Origin of the sequence: Nocardia sp. NPDC023733, from assembly GCF_040639775.1 — a bacterium.
GTDB classification, from domain to species: domain Bacteria; phylum Actinomycetota; class Actinomycetes; order Mycobacteriales; family Mycobacteriaceae; genus Nocardia; species Nocardia rosealba.
In genome coordinates, this window is record NZ_JBFAAN010000001.1 from 685,713 (window position 1) to 706,887 (window position 21,175).

The 21,175-nt window shown below is 68.7% G+C and carries 20 protein-coding genes; 18 read left to right on the plus strand and 2 right to left on the minus strand.

Features of this window, described 5'->3' with window-relative positions; genetic code table 11:
• Positions 1–59: 59 nt before the first annotated feature.
• Genes pyrR through pyrF form a run of 7 tightly spaced genes read left to right on the plus strand, consistent with a single transcriptional unit; the run spans position 60 to position 8,750 of the window.
• Positions 60–689 carry a bifunctional pyr operon transcriptional regulator/uracil phosphoribosyltransferase PyrR gene (gene pyrR / locus AB0F86_RS03105; RefSeq protein ID WP_356984212.1) on the plus strand — a complete coding sequence of 210 codons (630 nt, stop codon included), beginning with the start codon at positions 60–62 and terminating at the stop codon, positions 687–689.
• Positions 686–1,639, plus strand: coding sequence for an aspartate carbamoyltransferase catalytic subunit (locus tag AB0F86_RS03110; protein ID WP_356984214.1), 954 nt, complete (start codon positions 686–688; stop codon positions 1,637–1,639). Before pyrR ends, AB0F86_RS03110 begins: the two co-directional genes overlap by 4 nt.
• Positions 1,636–2,934, plus strand: a complete 1,299-nt coding sequence (locus AB0F86_RS03115; protein WP_225280651.1) for a dihydroorotase — start codon at positions 1,636–1,638, stop codon at positions 2,932–2,934. Before AB0F86_RS03110 ends, AB0F86_RS03115 begins: the two co-directional genes overlap by 4 nt.
• A gap of 12 nt (positions 2,935–2,946) precedes the next feature.
• Positions 2,947–3,453, plus strand: coding sequence for a transporter (locus AB0F86_RS03120; protein ID WP_225280652.1), 507 nt, complete (start codon positions 2,947–2,949; stop codon positions 3,451–3,453).
• Entirely contained in the window at positions 3,450–4,565 is a 1,116-nt protein-coding gene (gene carA, locus AB0F86_RS03125; RefSeq protein ID WP_356984216.1) for a glutamine-hydrolyzing carbamoyl-phosphate synthase small subunit, read from the plus strand. Before AB0F86_RS03120 ends, carA begins: the two co-directional genes overlap by 4 nt.
• Complete coding sequence (gene carB, locus AB0F86_RS03130) at positions 4,565–7,927, plus strand: carbamoyl-phosphate synthase large subunit (protein WP_356984218.1); 3,363 nt, start codon at positions 4,565–4,567, stop codon at positions 7,925–7,927. The genes carA and carB overlap by 1 nt, the downstream gene beginning before the upstream one ends.
• 1 nt (position 7,928) lies before the next feature.
• Positions 7,929–8,750 carry an orotidine-5'-phosphate decarboxylase gene (pyrF, locus tag AB0F86_RS03135; RefSeq protein WP_225280830.1) on the plus strand — a complete coding sequence of 274 codons (822 nt, stop codon included), beginning with the start codon at positions 7,929–7,931 and terminating at the stop codon, positions 8,748–8,750.
• Between the two features lie 132 nt (positions 8,751–8,882).
• On the opposite strand, the gene AB0F86_RS03140 is transcribed toward pyrF, so the two are convergent.
• Positions 8,883–9,227, minus strand: coding sequence for a DUF6463 family protein (locus AB0F86_RS03140; RefSeq protein WP_356984220.1), 345 nt, complete (start codon positions 9,225–9,227; stop codon positions 8,883–8,885).
• 30 nt (positions 9,228–9,257) lie between these two features.
• Between AB0F86_RS03140 and AB0F86_RS03145 the strand changes: the two genes are divergently transcribed.
• The 7 genes from AB0F86_RS03145 to AB0F86_RS03175 all read left to right on the plus strand — a co-directional run bounded on the left by AB0F86_RS03145 (position 9,258) and on the right by AB0F86_RS03175 (position 16,419).
• Positions 9,258–9,848 carry a TetR/AcrR family transcriptional regulator gene (locus tag AB0F86_RS03145; protein ID WP_356984222.1) on the plus strand — a complete coding sequence of 197 codons (591 nt, stop codon included), beginning with the start codon at positions 9,258–9,260 and terminating at the stop codon, positions 9,846–9,848.
• A gap of 348 nt (positions 9,849–10,196) precedes the next feature.
• Positions 10,197–10,517, plus strand: coding sequence for an integration host factor, actinobacterial type (mihF, locus tag AB0F86_RS03150; RefSeq protein WP_030203531.1), 321 nt, complete (start codon positions 10,197–10,199; stop codon positions 10,515–10,517).
• A gap of 5 nt (positions 10,518–10,522) precedes the next feature.
• A complete protein-coding gene (gene gmk / locus AB0F86_RS03155) occupies positions 10,523–11,110 on the plus strand; it encodes a guanylate kinase (protein ID WP_174550285.1) in 588 nt (195 codons plus the stop codon).
• 27 nt (positions 11,111–11,137) lie between these two features.
• Complete coding sequence (gene rpoZ, locus AB0F86_RS03160; RefSeq protein ID WP_067493623.1) at positions 11,138–11,416, plus strand: DNA-directed RNA polymerase subunit omega; 279 nt, start codon at positions 11,138–11,140, stop codon at positions 11,414–11,416.
• Between the two features lie 28 nt (positions 11,417–11,444).
• Positions 11,445–12,662, plus strand: a complete 1,218-nt coding sequence (gene coaBC, locus AB0F86_RS03165) for a bifunctional phosphopantothenoylcysteine decarboxylase/phosphopantothenate--cysteine ligase CoaBC (RefSeq protein WP_356984225.1) — start codon at positions 11,445–11,447, stop codon at positions 12,660–12,662.
• A gap of 167 nt (positions 12,663–12,829) precedes the next feature.
• Positions 12,830–14,041 carry a methionine adenosyltransferase gene (gene metK / locus AB0F86_RS03170; protein ID WP_225280658.1) on the plus strand — a complete coding sequence of 404 codons (1,212 nt, stop codon included), beginning with the start codon at positions 12,830–12,832 and terminating at the stop codon, positions 14,039–14,041.
• Positions 14,042–14,055: 14 nt separating this feature from the next.
• Complete coding sequence (locus tag AB0F86_RS03175) at positions 14,056–16,419, plus strand: primosomal protein N' (protein WP_356984227.1); 2,364 nt, start codon at positions 14,056–14,058, stop codon at positions 16,417–16,419.
• A 329-nt stretch (positions 16,420–16,748) separates the two neighbouring features.
• On the opposite strand, the gene AB0F86_RS03180 is transcribed toward AB0F86_RS03175, so the two are convergent.
• Complete coding sequence (locus AB0F86_RS03180; protein ID WP_356984229.1) at positions 16,749–17,594, minus strand: NAD(P)H-binding protein; 846 nt, start codon at positions 17,592–17,594, stop codon at positions 16,749–16,751.
• Between the two features lie 74 nt (positions 17,595–17,668).
• Between AB0F86_RS03180 and AB0F86_RS03185 the strand changes: the two genes are divergently transcribed.
• The 4 genes from AB0F86_RS03185 (at position 17,669) to AB0F86_RS03200 (ending at position 21,113) form a co-directional block, all read left to right on the plus strand.
• Complete coding sequence (locus AB0F86_RS03185) at positions 17,669–18,259, plus strand: TetR/AcrR family transcriptional regulator (protein ID WP_356984231.1); 591 nt, start codon at positions 17,669–17,671, stop codon at positions 18,257–18,259.
• A 145-nt stretch (positions 18,260–18,404) separates the two neighbouring features.
• A complete protein-coding gene (locus AB0F86_RS03190; RefSeq protein ID WP_356984233.1) occupies positions 18,405–19,202 on the plus strand; it encodes a thioesterase family protein in 798 nt (265 codons plus the stop codon).
• A gap of 154 nt (positions 19,203–19,356) precedes the next feature.
• The gene (locus AB0F86_RS03195) at positions 19,357–20,034 is read left to right on the plus strand and encodes a PadR family transcriptional regulator (protein WP_356984235.1); all 678 of its coding nucleotides are present in this window, start codon (positions 19,357–19,359) and stop codon (positions 20,032–20,034) included.
• A 146-nt stretch (positions 20,035–20,180) separates the two neighbouring features.
• Positions 20,181–21,113, plus strand: a complete 933-nt coding sequence (locus AB0F86_RS03200) for an alpha/beta fold hydrolase (protein WP_356984406.1) — start codon at positions 20,181–20,183, stop codon at positions 21,111–21,113.
• The last annotated feature ends 62 nt before the right edge of the window (positions 21,114–21,175 follow it).

A 21,175-nucleotide genomic window follows, 5' to 3' on the forward strand; every position in this document is an offset into this window, starting at 1 on the left:
GGAGCGCGAGTTAGACATCCTTTAACGGACCGTCCGGTGAGGCGGGGAAGGAGGTCGGCATGGCTGTGCCCGAACGGGCGGCCAAAACCGGCGCGGGCGAAACATCGCAGCGGCACACCCCGGAATGGGTGGCGGCTGGGCGGGAGCTGTTGTCGCCGTCGGATGTGCAACGCACGGTAGCGCGCATCGCGCACCAGATCATCGAGAAGACCGCCCTGGATTCCGGCGACGCCGACGCGCCACGGGTGGTTCTCATGGGAATCCCCACGCGCGGCACCACCCTGGCCAACCGGCTGGCGGACAAGATCGAGGAGTTCTCCGGCGTGCGGCCCGCGCTCGGCTCGCTCGACATCACCCTCTACCGCGACGACCTGCGCAGCCGTCCGCACCGCCCGCTGGAACGCACTTCGGTGCCCGACGGCGGCATCGAGAACTCTCTTGTCGTCCTGGTCGACGACGTGCTGTTCTCCGGGCGCACCGTTCGCAGCGCCCTCGACGGCCTGCGCGACCTCGGCCGCCCCCGCGCCGTGCAGCTGGCGGTCCTCATCGACCGAGGCCACCGCGAACTGCCGATCCGCGCCGACTACGTGGGCAAGAACGTGCCGACCTCGCGCGCCGAGGACATCTCGGTGCTGCTCACCGAACACGACGGCCGCGACGGCGTCTACCTGCACCAGGAGGCGAAATGAAGCACCTGCTGACCGTCGCCGACCTGGATCGCGCCGCCGCCACCGAACTGCTCGACGAAGCCGAACGCTTCGAACAGGCCCTGCTCGGTCGCGAAGTGAAGAAGCTGCCGACCCTGCGCGGGCGCACCGTGATGACGGTGTTCTACGAGAACTCCACCCGCACCCGAGTGTCCTTCGAGGTCGCCGGTAAGTGGATGAGCGCCGATGTGATCAATGTGAGCGCGTCGAGTTCGTCGGTCTCCAAGGGCGAATCGCTGCGCGACACCGCGCTCACCCTGCACGCCGCGGGCGCCGACGCGCTGATCGTGCGCCACCCCGCCTCGGGCGCGGCGCACCAGATCGCGCGCTGGATGGAGCAGTGGGCCAAGGAGGAGAACCGCCAGGCGCCGTCGATCATCAACGCCGGCGACGGCACCCACCAGCACCCCACCCAGGCGCTGCTCGACGCGCTGACCCTGCGTCAGCGCCTCGGTGACATCGAGGGCAAGCGGGTGGTGCTGGTCGGCGATATCCTGCACAGCCGGGTCGCCCGCTCCAACGTCGTGTTGCTGAACACCCTCGGTGCGGAAGTGGTGCTGGTCGCGCCGCGCACACTGCTGCCGGTCGGGGTCGACGCCTGGCCCTGCCGGGTCGCGACCTCCCTCGATGCCGAACTGCCCGGCGCCGACGCGGTGATGATGCTGCGCGTGCAGGCGGAGCGGATGAACGGCGGGTTCTTCCCGTCGGCCCGCGAATACTCGATCAACTACGGATTGTCCGAGCGCAGGCTCGCGCTGCTCGACGACGACGCGGTGGTGCTGCACCCCGGTCCGATGCTGCGCGGCATGGAAATCGCCTCGGCCGTCGCGGACTCACCGAAAGCCGCTGTGCTGCAGCAGGTTTCCAACGGTGTGCACATGCGGATGGCCGTGCTGTTCCGGCTGCTCGTCGGTCAGGAGGAAACGGTATGACTGAGCTGCTCATCAAGAACGTCAAGCCCTATGGTGAGGGCGAGCCGGTCGACGTGCTCGTGCGCGGCACCGTCATCGCCGAGATCGGTTCCGGTCTCACGGCCGCCGACGACGCCGAGGTGATCGAGGGCAACGGCCAGATCCTGCTGCCCGGCTTCGTCGACCTGCACACCCACCTGCGCGAACCCGGCCGCGAAGACACCGAGACCATCGAAACCGGTTCCGCCGCAGCCGCTCTCGGCGGGTACACCGCCGTGTTCGCCATGGCCAACACCAGTCCGGTCGCGGATTCGCACGTCATCACCGATCACGTGTGGCGGCGCGGCCAGGAGGTCGGCCTGGTCGACGTGTTCCCCGTCGGCGCGGTGACGGTGGGTCTGGAAGGCAAGCAGCTCGCGGAGATGGGCACCATGGCCGCCGGTGTCGGCCAGGTCCGGATGTTCTCCGACGACGGGCACTGCGTCTACGACCCGCTCATCATGCGGCGCGCGCTCGAGTACGCGAACTCGCTCGGTGTCCTGATCGCCCAGCACGCCGAGGAGCCGCGCCTGACCAAGGGCGCCGTCGCGCACGAGGGTCCGAACGCCGCCCGGCTCGGGCTGGCCGGCTGGCCGCGCGCGGCCGAGGAGTCGATCGTCGCGCGTGACGCCCTGCTCGCCCGCGACGCCGGTGCCCGCGTGCACATCTGCCACGCCTCCACCGCCGGCACTGTCGAGCTGGTGAAATGGGCCAAGTCCCAGGGGATTTCGATCACCGCCGAGGTCACCCCGCACCACCTGCTGCTCGACGACTCGCGCCTCGAGACCTACGACGCGGTCAACAAGGTGAACCCGCCGCTGCGCGAGGCCTCCGACGCCGCCGCGCTGCGTCAGGCCCTGGCCGACGGAATCATCGACTGTGTCGCCACCGACCACGCACCGCACGCCGAGCAGGACAAGTGCTGCGAGTTCGCGGTGGCCCGCCCCGGCATGCTCGGCCTCGAGACAGCCCTGTCGATCATCGTGCAGACGATGGTGCAGCCGGGTCTGCTCGACTGGCGCGGTGTCGCGAAGGTGATGAGCGAGAAGCCCGCCGCGATCGTCGGACTCGACGACCACGGCCGCCCGATCGCCGTCGGCGAACCCGCCAACCTGACCCTCGTCGACCCCGACGCCGAGTGGACGGTGCGCGGCGCCGAACTGGCGAGCATCTCGAACAACACACCGTTCGAGGACATGACGTTCCCGGCCGAGGTCACAGCCACCGTGCTGCGCGGCCGGGTAACTGCCCGCGAGGGCAAGGCGGTCGGGATCTAGGGAGGCCAGGACGTGGAGAGAACGCTGTGGGTAGTCGGGCTGCTGGCGGTATTCGTACTGTGCCTGTGGCTGATGTACCGGGCCTGGCAGAAGAAAGCCGCGAGCCAGCAGTCGCGGATCGGTGACCTGCCGACCGTGCCCGCCGAACTGGGTGCGCAACTGCTGGAGCCGACCACCGGCCTGTACCTGGGCAGCACCTTCGCGCCCAGCTGGCAGAACCGGATCGCGGTCGGTGACCTGGGGTTCCGCGCGACCGCCGAACTGACGCGGTTCGAACGCGGGATCCTGCTCGAACGCGACGGGGCGACGCCGATCTGGATTCCCCAGGAATCCGTGACGGCCGTGCGCACCGAGCGCGGACACGCGGGCAAAGTGATGACGGACAATGGTGTGCTGGTAATTCGCTGGACACTGCCGACCGGAACCGAGATCGATACCGGATTCCGGGGCGACGACAAGACGGTGTACCCGGCATGGACCGCGGATGCGACCAGGGTGACGACGGGAGACGATGAATGACGAAGACCAAAGCAGCCCTTGTGCTGGAGGACGGCCGCGTGTTCCGCGGTACGGCCTTCGGCGCCGAGGGACAGACCCTGGGTGAGGCGGTGTTCTGCACCGCGATGACCGGATACCAGGAGACCCTGACCGACCCCAGCTACGACCGCCAGATCGTGGTGGCCACCGCCCCGCAGATCGGCAACACCGGCTGGAACGACGAGGACGACGAGTCCGGCAAGATCTGGGTCGCCGGCTACGCCGTGCGCGACCCGTCGACGATCTCCTCGAACTGGCGCGCCACCGGCACCCTGCAGGATCAGCTCGACAAGCAGAACGTGGTCGGCATCGCCGGCATCGACACCCGCGCGGTCGTGCGCCACCTGCGCACCCGCGGCTCGATGAAGGCGGGCATCTTCTCCGGCGCCGCCCTCGCCGGTGACGAGGAACTGCTCGCCCGCGTGAACGGTCAGCCGTCCATGCTCGGCGCGGACCTGGCCGAAGAGGTCAGCACCGACGGCATGTACACGATCGAGCCGGTGGGTGACCACCGCTTCACCGTCGTCGCGGTCGACCTCGGCATCAAGACCAACACCCCGCGCATGTTCGCCGAACGCGGTGTGCGTACCCACGTGGTGCCGTCGAACACCTCCCTCGACGACATCCTCGCGCTGAACCCGAACGGAGTGTTCCTCTCGAACGGCCCCGGCGACCCGGCCACCCAGACCGGCGCGATCGCGCTCACCCAGGGTGTGCTCGAGCGCGGGATCCCGCTGTTCGGTATCTGCTTCGGCAATCAGATCCTCGGCCGGGCACTGGGTCGCGAGACCTACAAGATGAAGTTCGGCCACCGGGGCATCAACATCCCGGTCATCGAAGAGGGCACCGGCCGCATCTCCATCACCGCGCAGAACCACGGCTTCGCCCTGGAGGGCGAGAAGGGCGAGAAGTTCGACACGCCCTTCGGCAAGGCCGAGGTCTCCCACGTCTGCGCCAACGACGGCACCGTCGAGGGTGTGCGACTGATCGACGGTCGCGCCTTCTCGGTGCAGTACCACCCCGAGGCCGCCGCAGGCCCGCACGACGCCGCATATCTGTTCGACCGTTTCGCCGGTCTCATGGAAGGAGCCTGATGCCTCGCCGCGAGGATCTGAAGCACATCCTGGTGATCGGCTCTGGCCCGATCGTGATCGGCCAGGCGTGCGAATTCGACTACTCCGGTACCCAGGCGTGCCGAGTGCTGCGGTCCGAGGGACTGCGCGTGTCGCTGGTGAACTCCAACCCGGCGACCATCATGACCGACCCCGAGTTCGCCGACTCCACCTACGTGGAGCCGATCACCCCGGAGTTCGTCGAGAAGGTCATCGAGAAGGAGCGCCCCGACGCGATCCTGGCCACCCTCGGCGGGCAGACCGCGCTCAACACCGCGGTCGCGCTGCACGAGAACGGGGTGCTCGCCAAGTACAACGTCGAGCTGATCGGCGCTGACTTCGACGCCATCCAGCGCGGCGAGGACCGGCAGAAGTTCAAGGACATCGTCGCCAAGGTCGGCGGTGAGAGTGCCCGCAGCGCCGTCTGTTACACGATGGACGAGGTGCGCGACACCGTCGCCGAACTCGGCTACCCGGTGGTCGTCCGCCCCTCCTTCACCATGGGTGGCCTCGGCTCGGGCATGGCCTACAACGAGGAAGATCTCGACCGCATCGCCGGTGGCGGCCTGTCGGCCTCGCCCACCGCGAACGTCCTGATCGAGGAGTCCATCCTCGGCTGGAAGGAATTCGAGCTCGAGCTCATGCGCGACGGCCGCGACAACGTGGTCATCGTCTGCTCCATCGAGAACGTCGACCCGATGGGCGTGCACACCGGCGACTCGATGACCGTCGCCCCCGCGATGACGCTCACCGACCGCGAGTACCAGAAGATGCGCGACCTCGGCATCGCCATCCTGCGCGAGGTCGGCGTCGACACCGGCGGCTGCAACATCCAGTTCGCGGTCGACCCGAAGGACGGTCGCCTGATCGTCATCGAGATGAACCCCCGCGTCTCGCGGTCCTCGGCGCTGGCGTCGAAGGCCACCGGCTTCCCGATCGCCAAGATCGCCGCCAAGCTGGCCATCGGTTACACCCTCGACGAGATCGTCAACGACATCACCGGCGAGACCCCGGCCTGCTTCGAGCCGACCCTGGACTACGTCGTCGTGAAGGCGCCGCGGTTCGCGTTCGAGAAGTTCCCCGGTGCCGACGCCACGCTGACCACCACCATGAAGTCGGTGGGCGAGGCGATGTCGATGGGCCGCAACTTCTCCGAGGCCCTCGGCAAGGTGCTGCGCTCGCTCGAGACCAAGGCGGCCAGCTTCTGGACCGCCGAGGACGGGCAGTGGGCGCCGAAGGATCCCAGCGATCCGGCATCGGTGCGCGAGGCGATCGACGCCATCCTCGCCGACCTGCGCGTGCCCACCGAAGGCCGCATCTACCAGGTGGAACGCGCGCTGCGCTACGGCGCTTCCATCGAAGAGGTGGCCAAGGCTTCCGGTGTGGACCCGTGGTTCGTCGCCGAGGTCGCCGCGCTGGTCGAGCTGCGTCAGGAAGTGCTCGACGCACCGGTCTTGGACGAGGACCTGCTGCGTCAGGCCAAGCACTACGGCCTGTCCGACCGTCAGCTCGCCGCCCTGCGACCCGAACTCGCCGGGGAAGCAGGCGTGCGCTCGCTGCGCCACCGCCTGGGTGTCCGCCCGGTCTACAAGACCGTGGACACCTGCGCCGCCGAGTTCGAGGCGAAGACGCCGTACCACTACAGCTCCTACGAGCTTGATCCCGGCGCGGAGTCCGAGGTCGCGCCGCAGCGTGAGCGCGAGAAGGTCATCATCCTCGGCTCCGGCCCGAACCGCATCGGCCAGGGCATCGAGTTCGACTACTCGTGTGTCCATGCGGCGCAGACACTCTCGGCCGCCGGGTACGAGACCGTGATGGTCAACTGCAACCCCGAGACCGTCTCCACCGACTACGACACCGCCGACCGCCTCTACTTCGAGCCGCTGACCTTCGAAGACGTGCTCGAGGTGTACCACGCGGAGTCGGAGTCGGGCACCGTCGCCGGTGTCATCGTGCAGCTCGGCGGCCAGACCCCCCTCGGTCTGGCGCAGCGGCTCACCGACGCCGGTGTCCCGGTGGTCGGCACCTCCGCGGCCGCCATCGACCTGGCCGAGGACCGCGGCGAATTCGGTGACGTTCTCGTCGCCGCCGGACTGCCCGCCCCCAAGTACGGCACCGCGACCACGGTCGAGCAGGCCAAGAAGATCGCCGCCGAGATCGGCTACCCGGTGCTGGTCCGCCCGTCCTACGTGCTCGGTGGGCGCGGCATGGAGATCGTCTACGACGAGAAGTCGCTCGAGGGCTACATCTCCCGCGCCACCGAACTCAACCCGGACCACCCGGTGCTCGTCGACCGGTTCCTGGAAGACGCCATCGAGATCGACGTCGACGCCCTGTGCGACGGCGAGGAGGTCTACCTCGGCGGCGTGATGGAACACATCGAGGAAGCGGGCATCCACTCCGGTGACTCCGCCTGCGCACTGCCCCCGATCACCCTGGGCCGCAGCGACATCGAGGCCGTGCGCCGCTCCACCATCGCACTGGCCAAGGGTATCGGCGTGAAGGGCCTGCTCAATGTGCAGTACGCCCTCAAGGACGACGTGCTCTACGTCCTCGAGGCCAACCCACGCGCCAGCCGGACGGTGCCGTTCGTGTCCAAGGCCACCGCTGTGCCGCTGGCCAAGGCGTGCGCCCGGGTGATGCTCGGCGCCACCATCGCCGAACTGCGCAAGGAAGGCATGCTGCCGCCCGAGGGCGACGGCGGCCACGTGCCGCTCGACGCGCCGGTCGCGGTGAAGGAAGCCGTGCTGCCCTTCCACCGGTTCCGTCGCGCCGACGGCTCCGGCGTGGACTCGCTGCTCTCCCCGGAGATGAAGTCCACCGGCGAGGTCATGGGCATCGACGCCGACTTCGGCACCGCCTTCGCCAAGAGCCAGGCCGCCGCCTACGGCTCGCTGCCCACCCAGGGCACGGTGTTCGTGTCGGTCGCCAACCGCGACAAGCGCGCCATGGTGTTCCCGATCAAGCGCCTGCACGACCTCGGCTTCCGCATCCTCGCCACGGCGGGCACCGCGGAAACCCTGCGCCGCAACGGCATTCCGTGCGAACAGGTGCGCAAGCACTCCGACCCGGCGACCACCGATCCGGCCACCGGCATGCCGGAGGCCTCCATCGTGGAGCAGATCCGCGACGGCGAGATCGACATCGTGTTCAACACCCCCTACGGCAACTCGGGTCCTCGCGTGGACGGCTACGAGATCCGCACCGCCGCGGTGGGCGCGAACATCCCGTGCATCACCACCGTGCAGGGCGCGGCGGCCGCGGTGCAGGGCATCGAGGCGGGCATCAACGGTGGTCTCGGGGTGCGTTCGCTGCAGGAACTGCACTCGAAACTGCGTGGCTGACATGACATTCGGTCACCGGTTGCAGCACGCCATGCGGCAGTTCGGTCCGGTGTGCGTCGGCATCGACCCCCACCCCGCCCTGCTGCGGGCGTGGGGGCTCGGCGAAGACGTCGAGGGGCTCGAGGCGTTCGCCGAGATCTGTGTGGAGGCTTTCGACGGTCGCGTCGCCCTGGTGAAGCCGCAGGTCGCGTTCTTCGAGACCTACGGTTCGGGCGGTATCGCGGTTCTGGAGCGCACCATCTCGGTGCTGCGCGCCTCGGGCACCCTGGTGCTCGCCGACGCCAAGCGCGGCGATATCGGCTCCACCATGGACGCCTACGCGCACGCCTGGCTCGGTGACGGGCCGCTCGGTTCCGACGCTGTGACGGTCTCGCCGTACCTCGGTTTCGGATCACTCGAGCCGGCGCTGAGCCTGGCCGAGACCAACAACCGTGGCGTGTTCGTCCTGGCGGCGACCTCGAATCCCGAAGGGGCGCAGCTGCAGCGGATCGTGGCGGCCGACGGGCGAACGATCGCGCAGACGATGGTCGACGAGGCAGCCGCACGCAACACGGGCGACGGATTCGGCTCCGTCGGTGTCGTCGTCGGCGCGACGCTCACCGAGGCGCCCGACCTGTCGAAGCTCAACGGGCCCATTCTCATGCCGGGAGTGGGTGCCCAGGGTGGGGGAGCGGACTCGATCCGCGCGCTCGTCCCCGCGGCGAACCTGTCGGCGGTGGTCCCGAATGTGTCGCGTGAGGTGCTCAACGCCGGCCCATCGGTGACGGCGTTGTGCGACAAGACCGCTCAGCTGCAGGAGGAGTTCGCCTTCCTGCAGGCCTGACATCTGCTGTGACGGAGCCGGAGTGGCGTGCGAGCCGCTCCGGCTCCGTTGTCGTACCCCCGTAATGGCGCCGAAATGGCCTATGGCGCAATTGTTTTCGAGTTCCGGATGGTCTTGGGTGGATCGACGTGTTCAGGCGGCGACGAGGGCGTTCCTGGCCCGCCACCAACCGAACGCACCGACCCCGACCGGGACGAGCAAGGTGACGAACCCCGACAGCGGTTGGTAGATCAGCCCGCACGCCGTCACCAGCGCCAGCGTGCCGAGCACCGGGGCGGGCACGAACCCGCGCGCCCGTTCCAGGTCGATCATGGCCAACCCGAGGCCGACGCCGACCACGCCGAACAGGGTGAACCAGAACGACAGCTCCGTGTCCTGATCACTCGCCGCGAGCAAAGCGATGCCCATGACCGTGTGCACGCCCGCGATGAAGATCAACGACGCTCCGGCGACCGGAAAACGAGTTTTTGAATCCATATTCATAAACTGTGCCACTAGGCTGACGCGGTGGCAAGACCCCGTCTCTTCACCGACGATCAGGTGCTCGACGCCGCCCGTGACCTGCTCGCCGACCCGGCCGTCGCCCGGCCGTCGATCGCCGCCATCGGCAAGGCCGCGAGCGTGCACTCCGGCTCCATCTACGTGCGGTTCGCCTCACGTGACGAACTCCTCGCCCGGTTGTGGCTGCGTTCGATCCAGCGCTTCCACGAGGGTTTCGTCGCCGCGCTGCGTGGGCCCGAGCCGCTGCTGTCGGCGGCCGTCTTCCTGCCTCGCTACTGCCGTGAGCGTCCCACCGAGGCCAGGGCGATGAAGATGTTCCATCGGGAACAATTGCTCGATGTGGGGCCCGAGGAGCTGCGCGCCGCGATCGCGGGCGTCAACGACGAGATGCAGGCCGCGCTGCTGGCCGCCGTGTCGACCGAATTCGGCGTCGTCGACGACGAATCCCGGGCCGTCGCCGAGGCTGCGGTGAAGGCGATTCCGTACGGATTGGTCCGCGATTACATCGCCCGCGCCGCCCCGATTCCGGACTGGATCGACGACGTGACCGCGACCGCCGTCGGGGCTGTGCTGGACCGATTTCGCGCCCGGAAGTGACGACACGCGGTACGAAAACGTGCGACACGCGCATAAATTCGGGAAAGTCGCTGGTCGCGCCGCACCGGGTTTGCCGGACCGGCCGACCGCGCTCACGCTACCCGGTGGCTAACATCGCCCAAAACGGTATAACCGCAGGTCCAGACGTGTTTTCAGAATTCGGCGGTACGATCGGATGGCGGGAATCCGACCTCGCCGCATCATGCCCGCGCGCGCCATACGGCATCCGTAATCCGCCCCTGACCTGGGGGTCGGGTTCGCAATCGGCGGGCACCGTGGGTACGGTCGCACAGACCGTCCGGGTAACCGGCGGTAGATCTAGCAATGAACGATGAGACGGAGGAACCCGTGGCCCTTCCCCAGCTGACTGACGAGCAGCGCGCCGCTGCTCTGGAGAAGGCGGCTGCCGCTCGCCGCGCTCGGGCAGAGCTCAAGGAGCGCCTGAAGCGAGGCGGCACCAACCTGAAGCAGGTCCTCACCGACGCCGAATCCGACGAGATCCTCGGCAAGATGAAGGTGTCGGCGCTGCTCGAGGCTCTGCCGAAGGTGGGCAAGGTCAAGGCCGCCGAGATCATGACCGAGCTGGAGATCGCCCCCACCCGGCGTCTCCGTGGCCTGGGCGACCGTCAGCGCAAGGCGCTGCTGGCTCGCTTCGACTTCGACTCCTGATCCAGGTGGTCGAACAACACACGCGGAAGGGCCGACTGGTTGTACTGGTCGGCCCCTCGGCCGTCGGCAAGTCCACGGTCGTGCGGTGCGTGCGGGAACGTCTGCCCGAGCTGGTTTTCAGCGTGTCGGCCACCACCAGGGCCCCGCGGCCCGGTGAGGTCGACGGACGCGACTACCGCTTCGTTTCCCGAGCCGATTTCGACGCCATGATCGAGGCGGACGAATTGCTCGAATGGGCGGACATCCATGGGGGGTTGCAGCGATCGGGCACCCCCGCGGCGCCGGTGCGTGAGGCACTGGACGCCGGACGATCGGTACTGCTCGAAGTCGACCTGGCCGGTGCGCGGTCGGTCCGGCAGGCGATGCCGGAAGCGCTGCTGGTGTTTCTCGCCCCGCCGAGCTGGGAAGAACTGGTCTCGCGGCTGCGTTCACGCGGTACCGAGACCCCCGAGGTGATCGAGCGCAGGCTCGAGACCGCCCGGGTCGAATTGGCCGCACGTGACGAGTTCGACACGGTCATTGTGAACGCCGAGGTGACGACCGCCTGCGAGCAGTTGGTATCCTTGTTCGTTAGCACAAATTCGAGTTCTTGACCCACTAAACCGCAGGAGCCTCCCCTAGTGAGCACGGACATCACCGCTGCACCCGCGTACGACACTCCCATCGGCCTGACCAACCCGCCGATCGATGAGCTGCTCGAGCGCACCTCGTCCAAGTACGCCCTCGTGATCTACGCGGCCAAGCGCGCCCGGCAGATCAACGACTACTACAACCAGCTCGGTGACGGCATCCTCGAGTACGTCGGCCCGCTCGTCGAGCCCGGTCTGCAGGAGAAGCCGCTGTCGGTCGCCATGCGCGAAATCCACTCCGACCTGCTCGAACACACCGAGGGCGAGTGACAATCCCCAGCCGGGAGGCGTAGAGACCATGCGGATCGTCGTCGGGGTCGGCGGGGGCATCGCCGCCTACAAGGCGTGTGCCCTCGTTCGCCGTTTCACCGAGACCGGGCATCAGGTGCGGGTCATTCCCACCGAGGCGGCGCTGCAGTTCGTCGGCAAGGCGACCTTCGAGGCGCTGTCCGGTCAGCCGGTGCACACGGACGTGTTCACCGACGTGCCCGAGGTGCCGCATGTGCGGATCGGCCAGGAGGCCGATCTCGTCGTCATCGCCCCCGCCACCGCGGATCTGATGGCTCGCGCCGCCCAGGGGCGCGCCGACGATCTGCTCACCGCCACCTTGCTGACGGCCCGATGTCCGGTGTTGTTCGCACCCGCGATGCACACCGAGATGTGGGAGCATCCGGCGACGGTGGCCAATGTCGCGACGCTGCGCGCGCACGGCGCCAACGTCATGGAACCCGCGTCGGGCCGGCTCACCGGTGCCGACACGGGTCCAGGACGGCTGCCGGAACCGGAGGAGATCTTCGGTCTGGCCTCGCTGCTGCTCGAGCGCGCCGACGCACTGCCCCGCGACCTGACCGGTCGTCGCGTGGTGATCACCGCAGGCGGGACGAGAGAACCTCTCGACCCGGTGCGTTTCCTCGGCAACCGCAGCTCCGGTAAGCAGGGCTACGCCCTGGCCAGGGTCGCCGCCCAGCGTGGCGCCCAGGTGACGCTGATCGCGGGCAACACCATCGAGCTCGCCCCGCCCGCCGCGGTCGAGCTGGTCCACATCACCACCGCCGAACAGCTCAAGACGGCCGTCGACAAGCACGCCGTGGGCGCCGATGCGGTCGTCATGGCGGCCGCGGTCGCCGATTTCCGTCCGACCCATGTGGCGGCAGCGAAGATCAAGAAGGGCGCCGACGAACCCGACGTGATCCCGTTGACCAAGAACGCCGATATCCTCGCCGGTCTGGTCGACGCCCGCACCGAGGGCAGGCTCGACGGCACCGCGATCGTCGGTTTCGCCGCCGAGACCGGGGACGACAACGGTGACGTGCTCACCCACGCCCGCGCGAAACTGGCCCGCAAGGGCTGCGACCTGCTCGTGGTCAACGCGGTGGGTGAGGGCAAGGCGTTCGAGGTCGACACCAACGACGGGTGGCTGCTCGGGGCCGACGGCACCGAGGTGGCACTCGATCACGGTTCCAAGGCACTGCTGGCGAGCCGGGTGCTCGATGCGCTCGTGCCACTGCTGCGCTGACCGGGCAAAACCGCCGTTTCGTGCGCGAAAACCGTTGCGCCGCAACGATCTCGCGCAGTGTACCGCGCACGGGTGTGTTCGTGGTGTGGGTTGTCCTAACCCGCCACCTTGTCGGTGGTTTGGAATAGTCTGAAGAGAAGTAACCCGTTGAGGGAGAGGGAATAACTGTGCGTACGACAGGTAGTCGGCTATTCACCAGTGAGTCTGTGACCGAGGGCCATCCGGACAAGATCTGTGACGCGATCAGCGATTCCATCCTCGACGCATTGCTCGCCGAGGATCCGGGCAGCCGCGTCGCGGTGGAAACCCTGGTCACCACCGGCCAGGTCCATGTCGCGGGCGAGGTGACCACGTCGGCCTACGCCGACATCCCGCGGATCGTGCGCGAGAAGGTCCTCGAGATCGGATACGACTCCTCCGCAAAGGGTTTCGACGGCAACTCCTGCGGTGTCAACATCGCCATCGGCGCGCAGTCGCCCGATATCGCCCAGGGTGTCGACACCTCGCACGAGGCGCGCGTCGGCGGGTCCGACGACGAGATCGAACGCCAGGGCGCGGGCGACCAGGGCCTGATGTTCGGCTACGCCACCACCGACACCCCCGAGCTGATGCCGCTGCCGATCGCGCTCGCGCACCGGCTCTCGCGCAAGCTCACCGAGGTCCGCAAGTCCGGCGTGCTGCCCTACCTGCGTCCCGACGGCAAGACCCAGGTAACCATCGAATACGACGGTGACCGCCCGGTCCGCCTCGACACGGTCGTCATCTCCACCCAGCACGCCGCCGATATCGACCTGGACAACCTGCTGGCCCCCGATATCCGCGAGAAGGTCGTCGAGGCGGTCATCGGCGATCTGGAGATCCCGTCGCTCGACACCTCCGACATCCGCCTGCTGGTCAACCCGACCGGCAAGTTCGTGCTCGGTGGCCCGATGGGTGACGCCGGTCTCACCGGTCGCAAGATCATCGTCGACACCTACGGCGGCATGGCCCGCCACGGTGGTGGCGCGTTCTCCGGCAAGGACCCGTCGAAGGTCGACCGTTCGGCCGCCTACGCCATGCGCTGGGTCGCCAAGAATGTGGTGGCCGCCGGCCTGGCCGACCGCGTCGAGGTGCAGGTCGCCTACGCCATCGGCAAGGCTGCCCCGGTCGGTCTGTTCGTCGAGACCTTCGGCACCGAGAAGGTCGACCCCACCCGCATCTCGACCGCCATCTCCGAGGTGTTCGACCTGCGTCCGGGCGCGATCATCCGCGATCTCGACCTGCTGCGCCCGATCTACGCGCCCACCGCGGCCTACGGTCACTTCGGCCGCACCGATGTCGACCTGCCCTGGGAGCACACGGACCGCGCCGACAAGCTGCGCGCGGCCGTCGGCCTGTAGTACCCACGGCCCGCGTGACCGCGGACGAACCATCGACAGCAGCGGGACACCCGATCGCTCGGGTGCTCCCGCTGCTGTCGCCCGCGCACCTGGACCGCGACTTCGACTACCTCGTCCCGCCCGAACTGGACGAGATCGCCCAGCCCGGTGTGCGCGTGCGCGTCCGCTTCGCCGGCCGCCTCGTCGATGGCTATCTCCTGCAACGCCTTTCGTCCACCGAGCACACCGGCAAAATGGTGAAGCTCGAGCGCGTGGTCTCCCCGGAACGCGTCCTCACCCCCGAAATCCTGCGCCTGGCCACCACCGTCGCCGCCCGCTACGCAGGCACCCGCGCCGACGTCCTGCGCCTGGCCATCCCACCCCGCCACGCCCGCACCGAGGCGAGCGGGGCATCAGCCACCACATCGAAGAAGTCCGCCGCCCGCGAGGGAGAAACGCGCGGCACGGACAAGGACGCAGCCCCCGGATCCGTTCAGGCCCTCCACGTCACGGCCACACCAGCCGGCGCCACCACCGAGCCGCCGACATCCGACGGCGCCATGCCTGGACCTTCCGAGGCCGGGGCTGAATCATCGAGTGCGGCAGCCGAATCCAGCGCTGGGCCCGCTCAATCCGACCGCGCTGCCGACGCACATGGTTCCCCTGCGGCTGGGTACACCGCCGCGGGTGGTTCTGTTGCGTCGGGTCCGGTCGCCGCCGAGTCGGGTTTCGGCGGCGGTGTGACTGGATCTGCCGCCGTCGGGGCCGAGACCGATTCAGCCACAGCGGAATCGGCAGTGGATGTCGACGTGTCGACCTGGGAGCGGTATCTGCACGGCGGGGCGTTCGTGGCGGCGTTGCGGCAGGGGAAGGGGCCTCGGGCGGCGTGGCAGGCGATGCCGGGGGAGGACTGGGCGGCACGGTTGGCCGAGTTGGCGGCGACTGTGGTCGCGGCGGGGCGCGGGGCGGTGTTGATGGTGCCCGATCAGCGGGATCTGGACCGGCTGCTCGCGGAATGCGTTCGGCTGGTGGGTGATTCGGCGGTCGGATTGTCGGCGGGGTTGGGGCCCGCGGCGCGGTACCGGCGGTGGTTGTCGGTGTTGCGGGGGCAGGCGCGGATCGTGGTCGGCACACGAGCCGCGGTGTTCGCGCCGGTGCGTGACCTTGGCCTGATCGCCATCTGGGACGACGGAGACGACACCTACGCCGAACCGCGCGCACCGTATCCGCACGCCCGTGAGGTCGCGATGCTGCGCGCCCACGAGACCGGTGCCGCCTTCGTGGCCGCCGGTTTCGCGCGCACCGCCGAGATCCAGGCGGTTGTCGAAACCGGGTGGGCCCACGACCTTCTCGCCGAACGCGCGACCCTGCGCGCGGTGATGCCCCGGATCAGCGCCCCCGGCGACAGCGACTTCGCCCTGGAACGCGACGCGCTGGCCAGAGCCGTACGCATCCCCGGCGTGGCCTTCACCGCCGCCCGTGCCGCGATCAAGGAGAACGCGGCCGTGCTGGTTCAGGTGCCCCGCCGCGGATATGTGCCGTCGCTGGCGTGTGCCAAATGCCGAACCCCCGCACGCTGCCGACATTGCAACGGGCCCTTGGCATTACCCCATTCGAACAACGGTGAAGCAGCCAGTCCGCACTGCAAATGGTGCGGCATCACGGAGGCGGCGTTCCGCTGCCAGGCGTGCGGGGCCCGCGCACTGCGGGCGATGGTGATCGGCGCCGCCCGCACCGCGGAGGAGCTGGGCCGGGCCTTCCCCGGTGTGCCGATCCGGACATCCGGGGGCGGCGACATGCTCGACACCGTGGAGCCGGGCGCCCAGGTCGTGGTCGCGACCGTCGGCGCCGAACCCTTGGTGCGCGGCGGATACGGCGTTGCGCTGCTCCTCGACGGCTGGGCCCTGCTGGGTCGCGCCGACCTGCGTGCCGCCGAGGACACCCTGCGCCGCTGGATGGGTGCCGCCGCCATGGTCCGCCCCCGTGGCCAGGTGATCGTGATGGCCGAACCGTCCCTGCCCACCGTGCAAGCCCTGGTCCGCTGGGACCCGGTCAACCACGCCGCCGCCGAGCTCGAAGCCCGCGCCGAGGTCGGTTTCCCCCCGGCTGTCCGCATGGCCGCCGTCGACGGAACCACCGAGTCGATCACCGAACTGCTCGAGGCCGCCCAACTGCCCGACCAGGTGGAGATCCTCGGCCCCGTCCCGCTCCCGCCCACGGCTCGCAAACCGTTCTCCGGCGCCGACGAACCCGCCGAAGTGGAACGCATGCTCCTGCGTGTGCCCCGCTCCTCGGCGGCCCCCCTGTCCCGCGCCCTCGTCGCAGCCCAGGGCGTCCGCAGCTCTCACCGCTCCGACGCCCCCCTCCGAGTCCAGATCGACCCGGTCGACATCGGCTGACCTCGCCCGGACCGATTCGAGCGCCATCCGCGTCGGCCTGGTGGATGTCGACTGACGCGGGCGGGCCGATTCCGGGCCCTTCCACGTTGGACCCGAGGACATCAACTGAATCAGACCCGCAGTCACCCCGTTGGGGATCGCCCGACAATGGTTGGCCCTGCACTCGACAGCGATCTGTGCCGAGAAGTCGGGTGCATCGCCGGACTGGCGGAAGCGCAATGAAGTCGACGCGTCGCCGTTGGGGGCCACGGGCGCATGCCATCGCGACGAGGGCCGAGGCGCCTGATCGGGTCGAACCCCGCGCGGACCCGGTATGAGCCGCGGCGGGTTCAGCGCAACATCGCGCTGTGGCGCCGCGCCCACTGTGCGTACGACGTGGCCGGGCGCCCGAGTACCCGCTCGATATCATTGCTGACCTGCTGCTCCTCGGGAGTCGGTGTGCCGAGGATGGTCAGGGTGTGGTCGGCGACCGGTTCCGGCATGAAGTGCAGCATGTTCTGCTTCGCCTGGGCGGGTGTGAGCTCGACGAAGGTGATCGGTTCTTCGATCGCCTCGGCGAGGGCGATTGCCTGTTCGCGCGGAGTCACCACGGCCGGGCCGGTGAGCGTGTAGGCGTGGCCGTGGTGGCCGTCCTCGCGCAGGGCCGCAGCCGCGACGGCGGCGATATCGGCGGGATCGACCGAGGGCAGGCCGACATCGCCGAAGGGAGCCGCGACCGTGCGGGCGGTGCGAACGGATTCCAGCCAGGCGAAGGTGTTGGAGTTGAACGCGCCCGGCCGCAGCGCGGTCCATTCGAGGTCCGAGGCCGCGAGGGCCTGCTCGAAGGCGATCGTTCGCGCGTACCCGGCGGAATCGGGGCGGGTCACCGCGCCTTGGGAGGACACGAAAACCACCCGGCGCACACCGGCCGCCGACGCCGTCTTCAGCACCTGTTCCGGCTCCGGTCCGCTCATCAGCTGCTCACCCGTGATGAGCAGGAACAGCGCGTCCGCACCGGCGAGGGCGGGGGAGAGGCTGTCGAGGTCGCCGAGATCGGCGACGACGTGCTCGACGCCTGCGGGCAGGTCGACGGGCGTGGTTCCGCGCGACACCGCACGAACCGCTTCTCCCGCCGAGTGCAGTACCTCGACAAGCTGACGTCCGATATTGCCGGTCGCACCGGTGACAACGATCATGATCACTCCTGAGTTAGTTGGCTGACTAAAAAGAACATAGCACCGAGGTCGCCACCGTGTCTATAGTTAGTTGCATGACTGACTCACCAACGCGAGGTGCCTCGAGAGCGGGGAAGCGGGAACGTCTCGTCGAGGCGGCCGCGCGGGTGTTCTACGAGCAGGGCATCGAGAAGACGACCATCGCCGATATCGCCACCGCGGCCGATGTCCCGGTCGGCAACGTCTACTACTACTTCAAGACCAAGGATCAATTCGTCCACGCCGTCATCGAGACCCATGCGAGCACGCTGGCCGAGGTGGTCGCGAAGCTCGCGCCGTTGCCCACACCGGCCGAGCGGTTGAAGGCGATGGTCGACTCGTGGGTGGACCAGCGTGACCTCGCCGCCCGCTTCGGCTGCCCGACCGGTTCGCTCGCCGCCGAACTCGACAAGCGACCCGACGGTTTCGGGGGCGAACCGGCGCGGCTGATGAGCCTCCTGATCGATTGGGCGCGTGATCAATTCACCGAACTCGGCAGGCCGGACGCGGCCGAACTCGCCGTGGCCTTCGTGGCCGCCTATCAAGGAATTTCCTTGATCACCAACACGTTTCGTGATCCCGACCTGATGGTTACCGAGGGTGACCGGCTGAAACGGTGGATCGATGAGGTTGCCGGGCGGGGCTGATCAGGCCCGGGCACGGACCAGTCGTTTCCGCCCGGTTCGCGGCCACCGAGGTCGGGGGAGAAGACGGTGCTGTGGTAAGACCGGATGACCCTGCCCGATGACGTGCGGCGGGCCTGCGGAGAGGACCGTGGTGGAGTTCTTCAGGATGTCTGACGGTGAGTTCGTGCCGACGGAAGTGGCGATCAGCCGCTGGTCGCCCAATCAGCTGCACGGTGTCGCGGTGTGCGGTCTGCTCGCCGTAGAGGCCGAGAAGCACAGTCCCGGCGAAGGTTTCGTGCCGGCCAGGTTCACCGTCGACCTGTTCCAGCAGGTGACGACCGACCCGATCTCGCTGCGCAGCGAAGTGGTGCGCGACGGCAACCGCATCAAGGTCGCCGACGTCCGGCTCGTGCAGCAGGGCCAGACGCGCTCCCGTGCCACCGTCACCTTCCTCGCGGCCACCGACGACCCGCCCGGCACCGTCTGGCAGCCCGATCTGGAACTACCCGTCCCCGAGCAGCGCATCGACGAGCCGGGCGGCGCCGCACCGCTGTTCAAATCCGGTGCGGGCGAATGGCTCACCGACTTCCGCACCGCCCGCGACGCGGAACGCAAGGTCACCTGGAACAACTTGCCGAACCTCGTCGCGGGTCAGCCGTTCTCGCCCTTCCAGCGCGCCGCCGCCAGCGGCGACCTCACCAACCTCGTCTGCCACTGGGGTTCGCACGGCGTCGGCTACATCAACGCCGACATGACCCTCAGTCTCTCGCGCCTTCCCGAGGGCGTGGAGGTCGGTCTGCAAGCCCTCGACCACACCTCCCATGCGGGCGTTTCGGTGAGCAGTGCCGTCCTCTACGACCGCCGGGGCAAACTCGGGACCGCCACGATCACCGCCATCAGCAACGACCGCCGACGCTCGCCCTCGACCGCGGTGAGCGAGCCGGTCGCGGTGGCCGCCGAGTAGTTCGCTCATCTTCCGCAACCCCACCGCATTCGCGGGGAGGGGTGATCCGGTGCTGCCGTGAGGCGGCGCACAGCGAGAACACCCTTGCGCTAGATGCATTGCCGATATATCGTCGATAACGGCAAATGGAAACGGACATGCCGAGGAGGCTGTTATGCACGACGATCGACAAAGAGAATTCGGACACTTCGAGCGAGGACGCGGTCAGGGGCACCCGGAATTCGGGCCCGACCGCAGGCACTTCCGGCGCGGTGGCCGCCACGGTCACGGCCCGGAATTCGGACCCGGCTTCGGCCCGGGCTTCGGTCCCGGTTTCGGACCTGGCTTCGGCCGGGGACGTGGTCGCGGCGGCCGGGGCAGGCGCGGTGACGTCCGCGCCGCGGTCCTGTTGCTGCTCGCCGAACGACCCATGCACGGCTACGAACTGATCCAGCAGATCCGCGAGCGCAGCGACGACATCTGGCGTCCGAGCCCGGGTTCCATCTACCCGGCATTGGCCCAGCTCGAGGACGAGGGGCTGGTCCTCATCGAGAAGGTGGCCGGTCGTAAAACCGCGCAACTCACCGAGGCGGGCAAGGCCTATGTCGAGACCGAGCGCGACGAGCTCGGCGACCCCTGGGCCGAGGTCCGGCAGGATGTCGGCACCCAGGCACTCGATCTGCGTGGCCTCGTCGGCCAGGTGATGGGTGCGGTCGGTCAGGTCGCCCAGGTCGGCACCCCGGAGCAAGCCGCGCGCGCGGCCGAGGTGCTCACCGAGACCCGCCGGGCGCTGTACCGGATCCTCGCCGAGGACGACATCGCCGCGACCGGTGACGCAACCCCCGATAAATGAGGGCGGCGTGAACCCCCCTTTCGAGGTGCTTTTGCCCAGGCAATGGAGTAAATCATTGGGGTATGGAACAACCGCGAGGTCTGTGGGGTTGGGGATCATCACAATGGGGAAGGGCGGTGTCGCGCACGGCGCTCGCCTGCGCGGCGGTGATCGGGGCGGCACTCGCCCCGGTCGCCACCGCCGAACCGCCGGGCTACCGCCCGGCAATCGTCCCGACTCAACCGGGTCCGGCACAGTTCGACCACCTGGCCGCCGCCCGCTACATCAGTGACCATCCCGACGCGGTTCCCCTGGGCGTCAACAACTTCGGCTGTACGCCGAGTGGCGAGCACCCGCGCCCGGTCGTGCTCGTCCACGGTACCGACTCGAGTGCCTACTCCGACTGGTCGGGTATCGGCCCGCAACTCGTGGCGGCCGGCTTCTGCGTGTTCGCGCTGAACTACGGCGGTGCGCCCGGCGCCGACACCTACGGCACCGAGGACATGCGCGTCAGCTTCGCCCAGCTCGCCGCCTTCGTCGAGCAGGTGCGCACCGCGACCGGGGCGGCCGAGGTCGATCTCGTCGGCTTCTCGCAGGGGGCCAATGTCAGCCGGTACTACGTCAACAAGCTCGGCGGCGCCGACGTGGTGAACACCTGGGTTGGGCTCGCCTCCCCGAGCTACGGCGGCGTCATGTACGGCCTCGTACCGGTCGGCCAGGCGGTGCCCGGCATGATGGATGTGTACGCGAAGGTGACCTCGACCGCCGCCGTCCAGCAGGCGCAGGGCGAGCCGATCATGGTCGAACTGAACGCGGGCGGCGACACCGTGCCCGGTGTCCGTTACGTCACTGTCGGCAGTCGAGTCGACGAGATGATCCAGCCGTTCGAGAACATCGCCCTGCGCGGTCCGGGCGCGGAGAACCTCGTCCTGCAGGACCTGTGCCCCGACGACCTGACCGGGCATTTCAACCTCGTCTACGACCCGTTCGTGCAGCAACTGCTGCTACGGGTGCTCGACCCGGCCCGGCCCGCGCCCGTCTGTACGCCGGTGCCGCTGGGGACGGGCATCCCGCAGGTCATCATCGCCGGCAACTCCTGACGGCCGCGCCGGTCGGAACCACCCCGGCGGGTCTCTAGAATGGGACGACCGCACATCGTCCA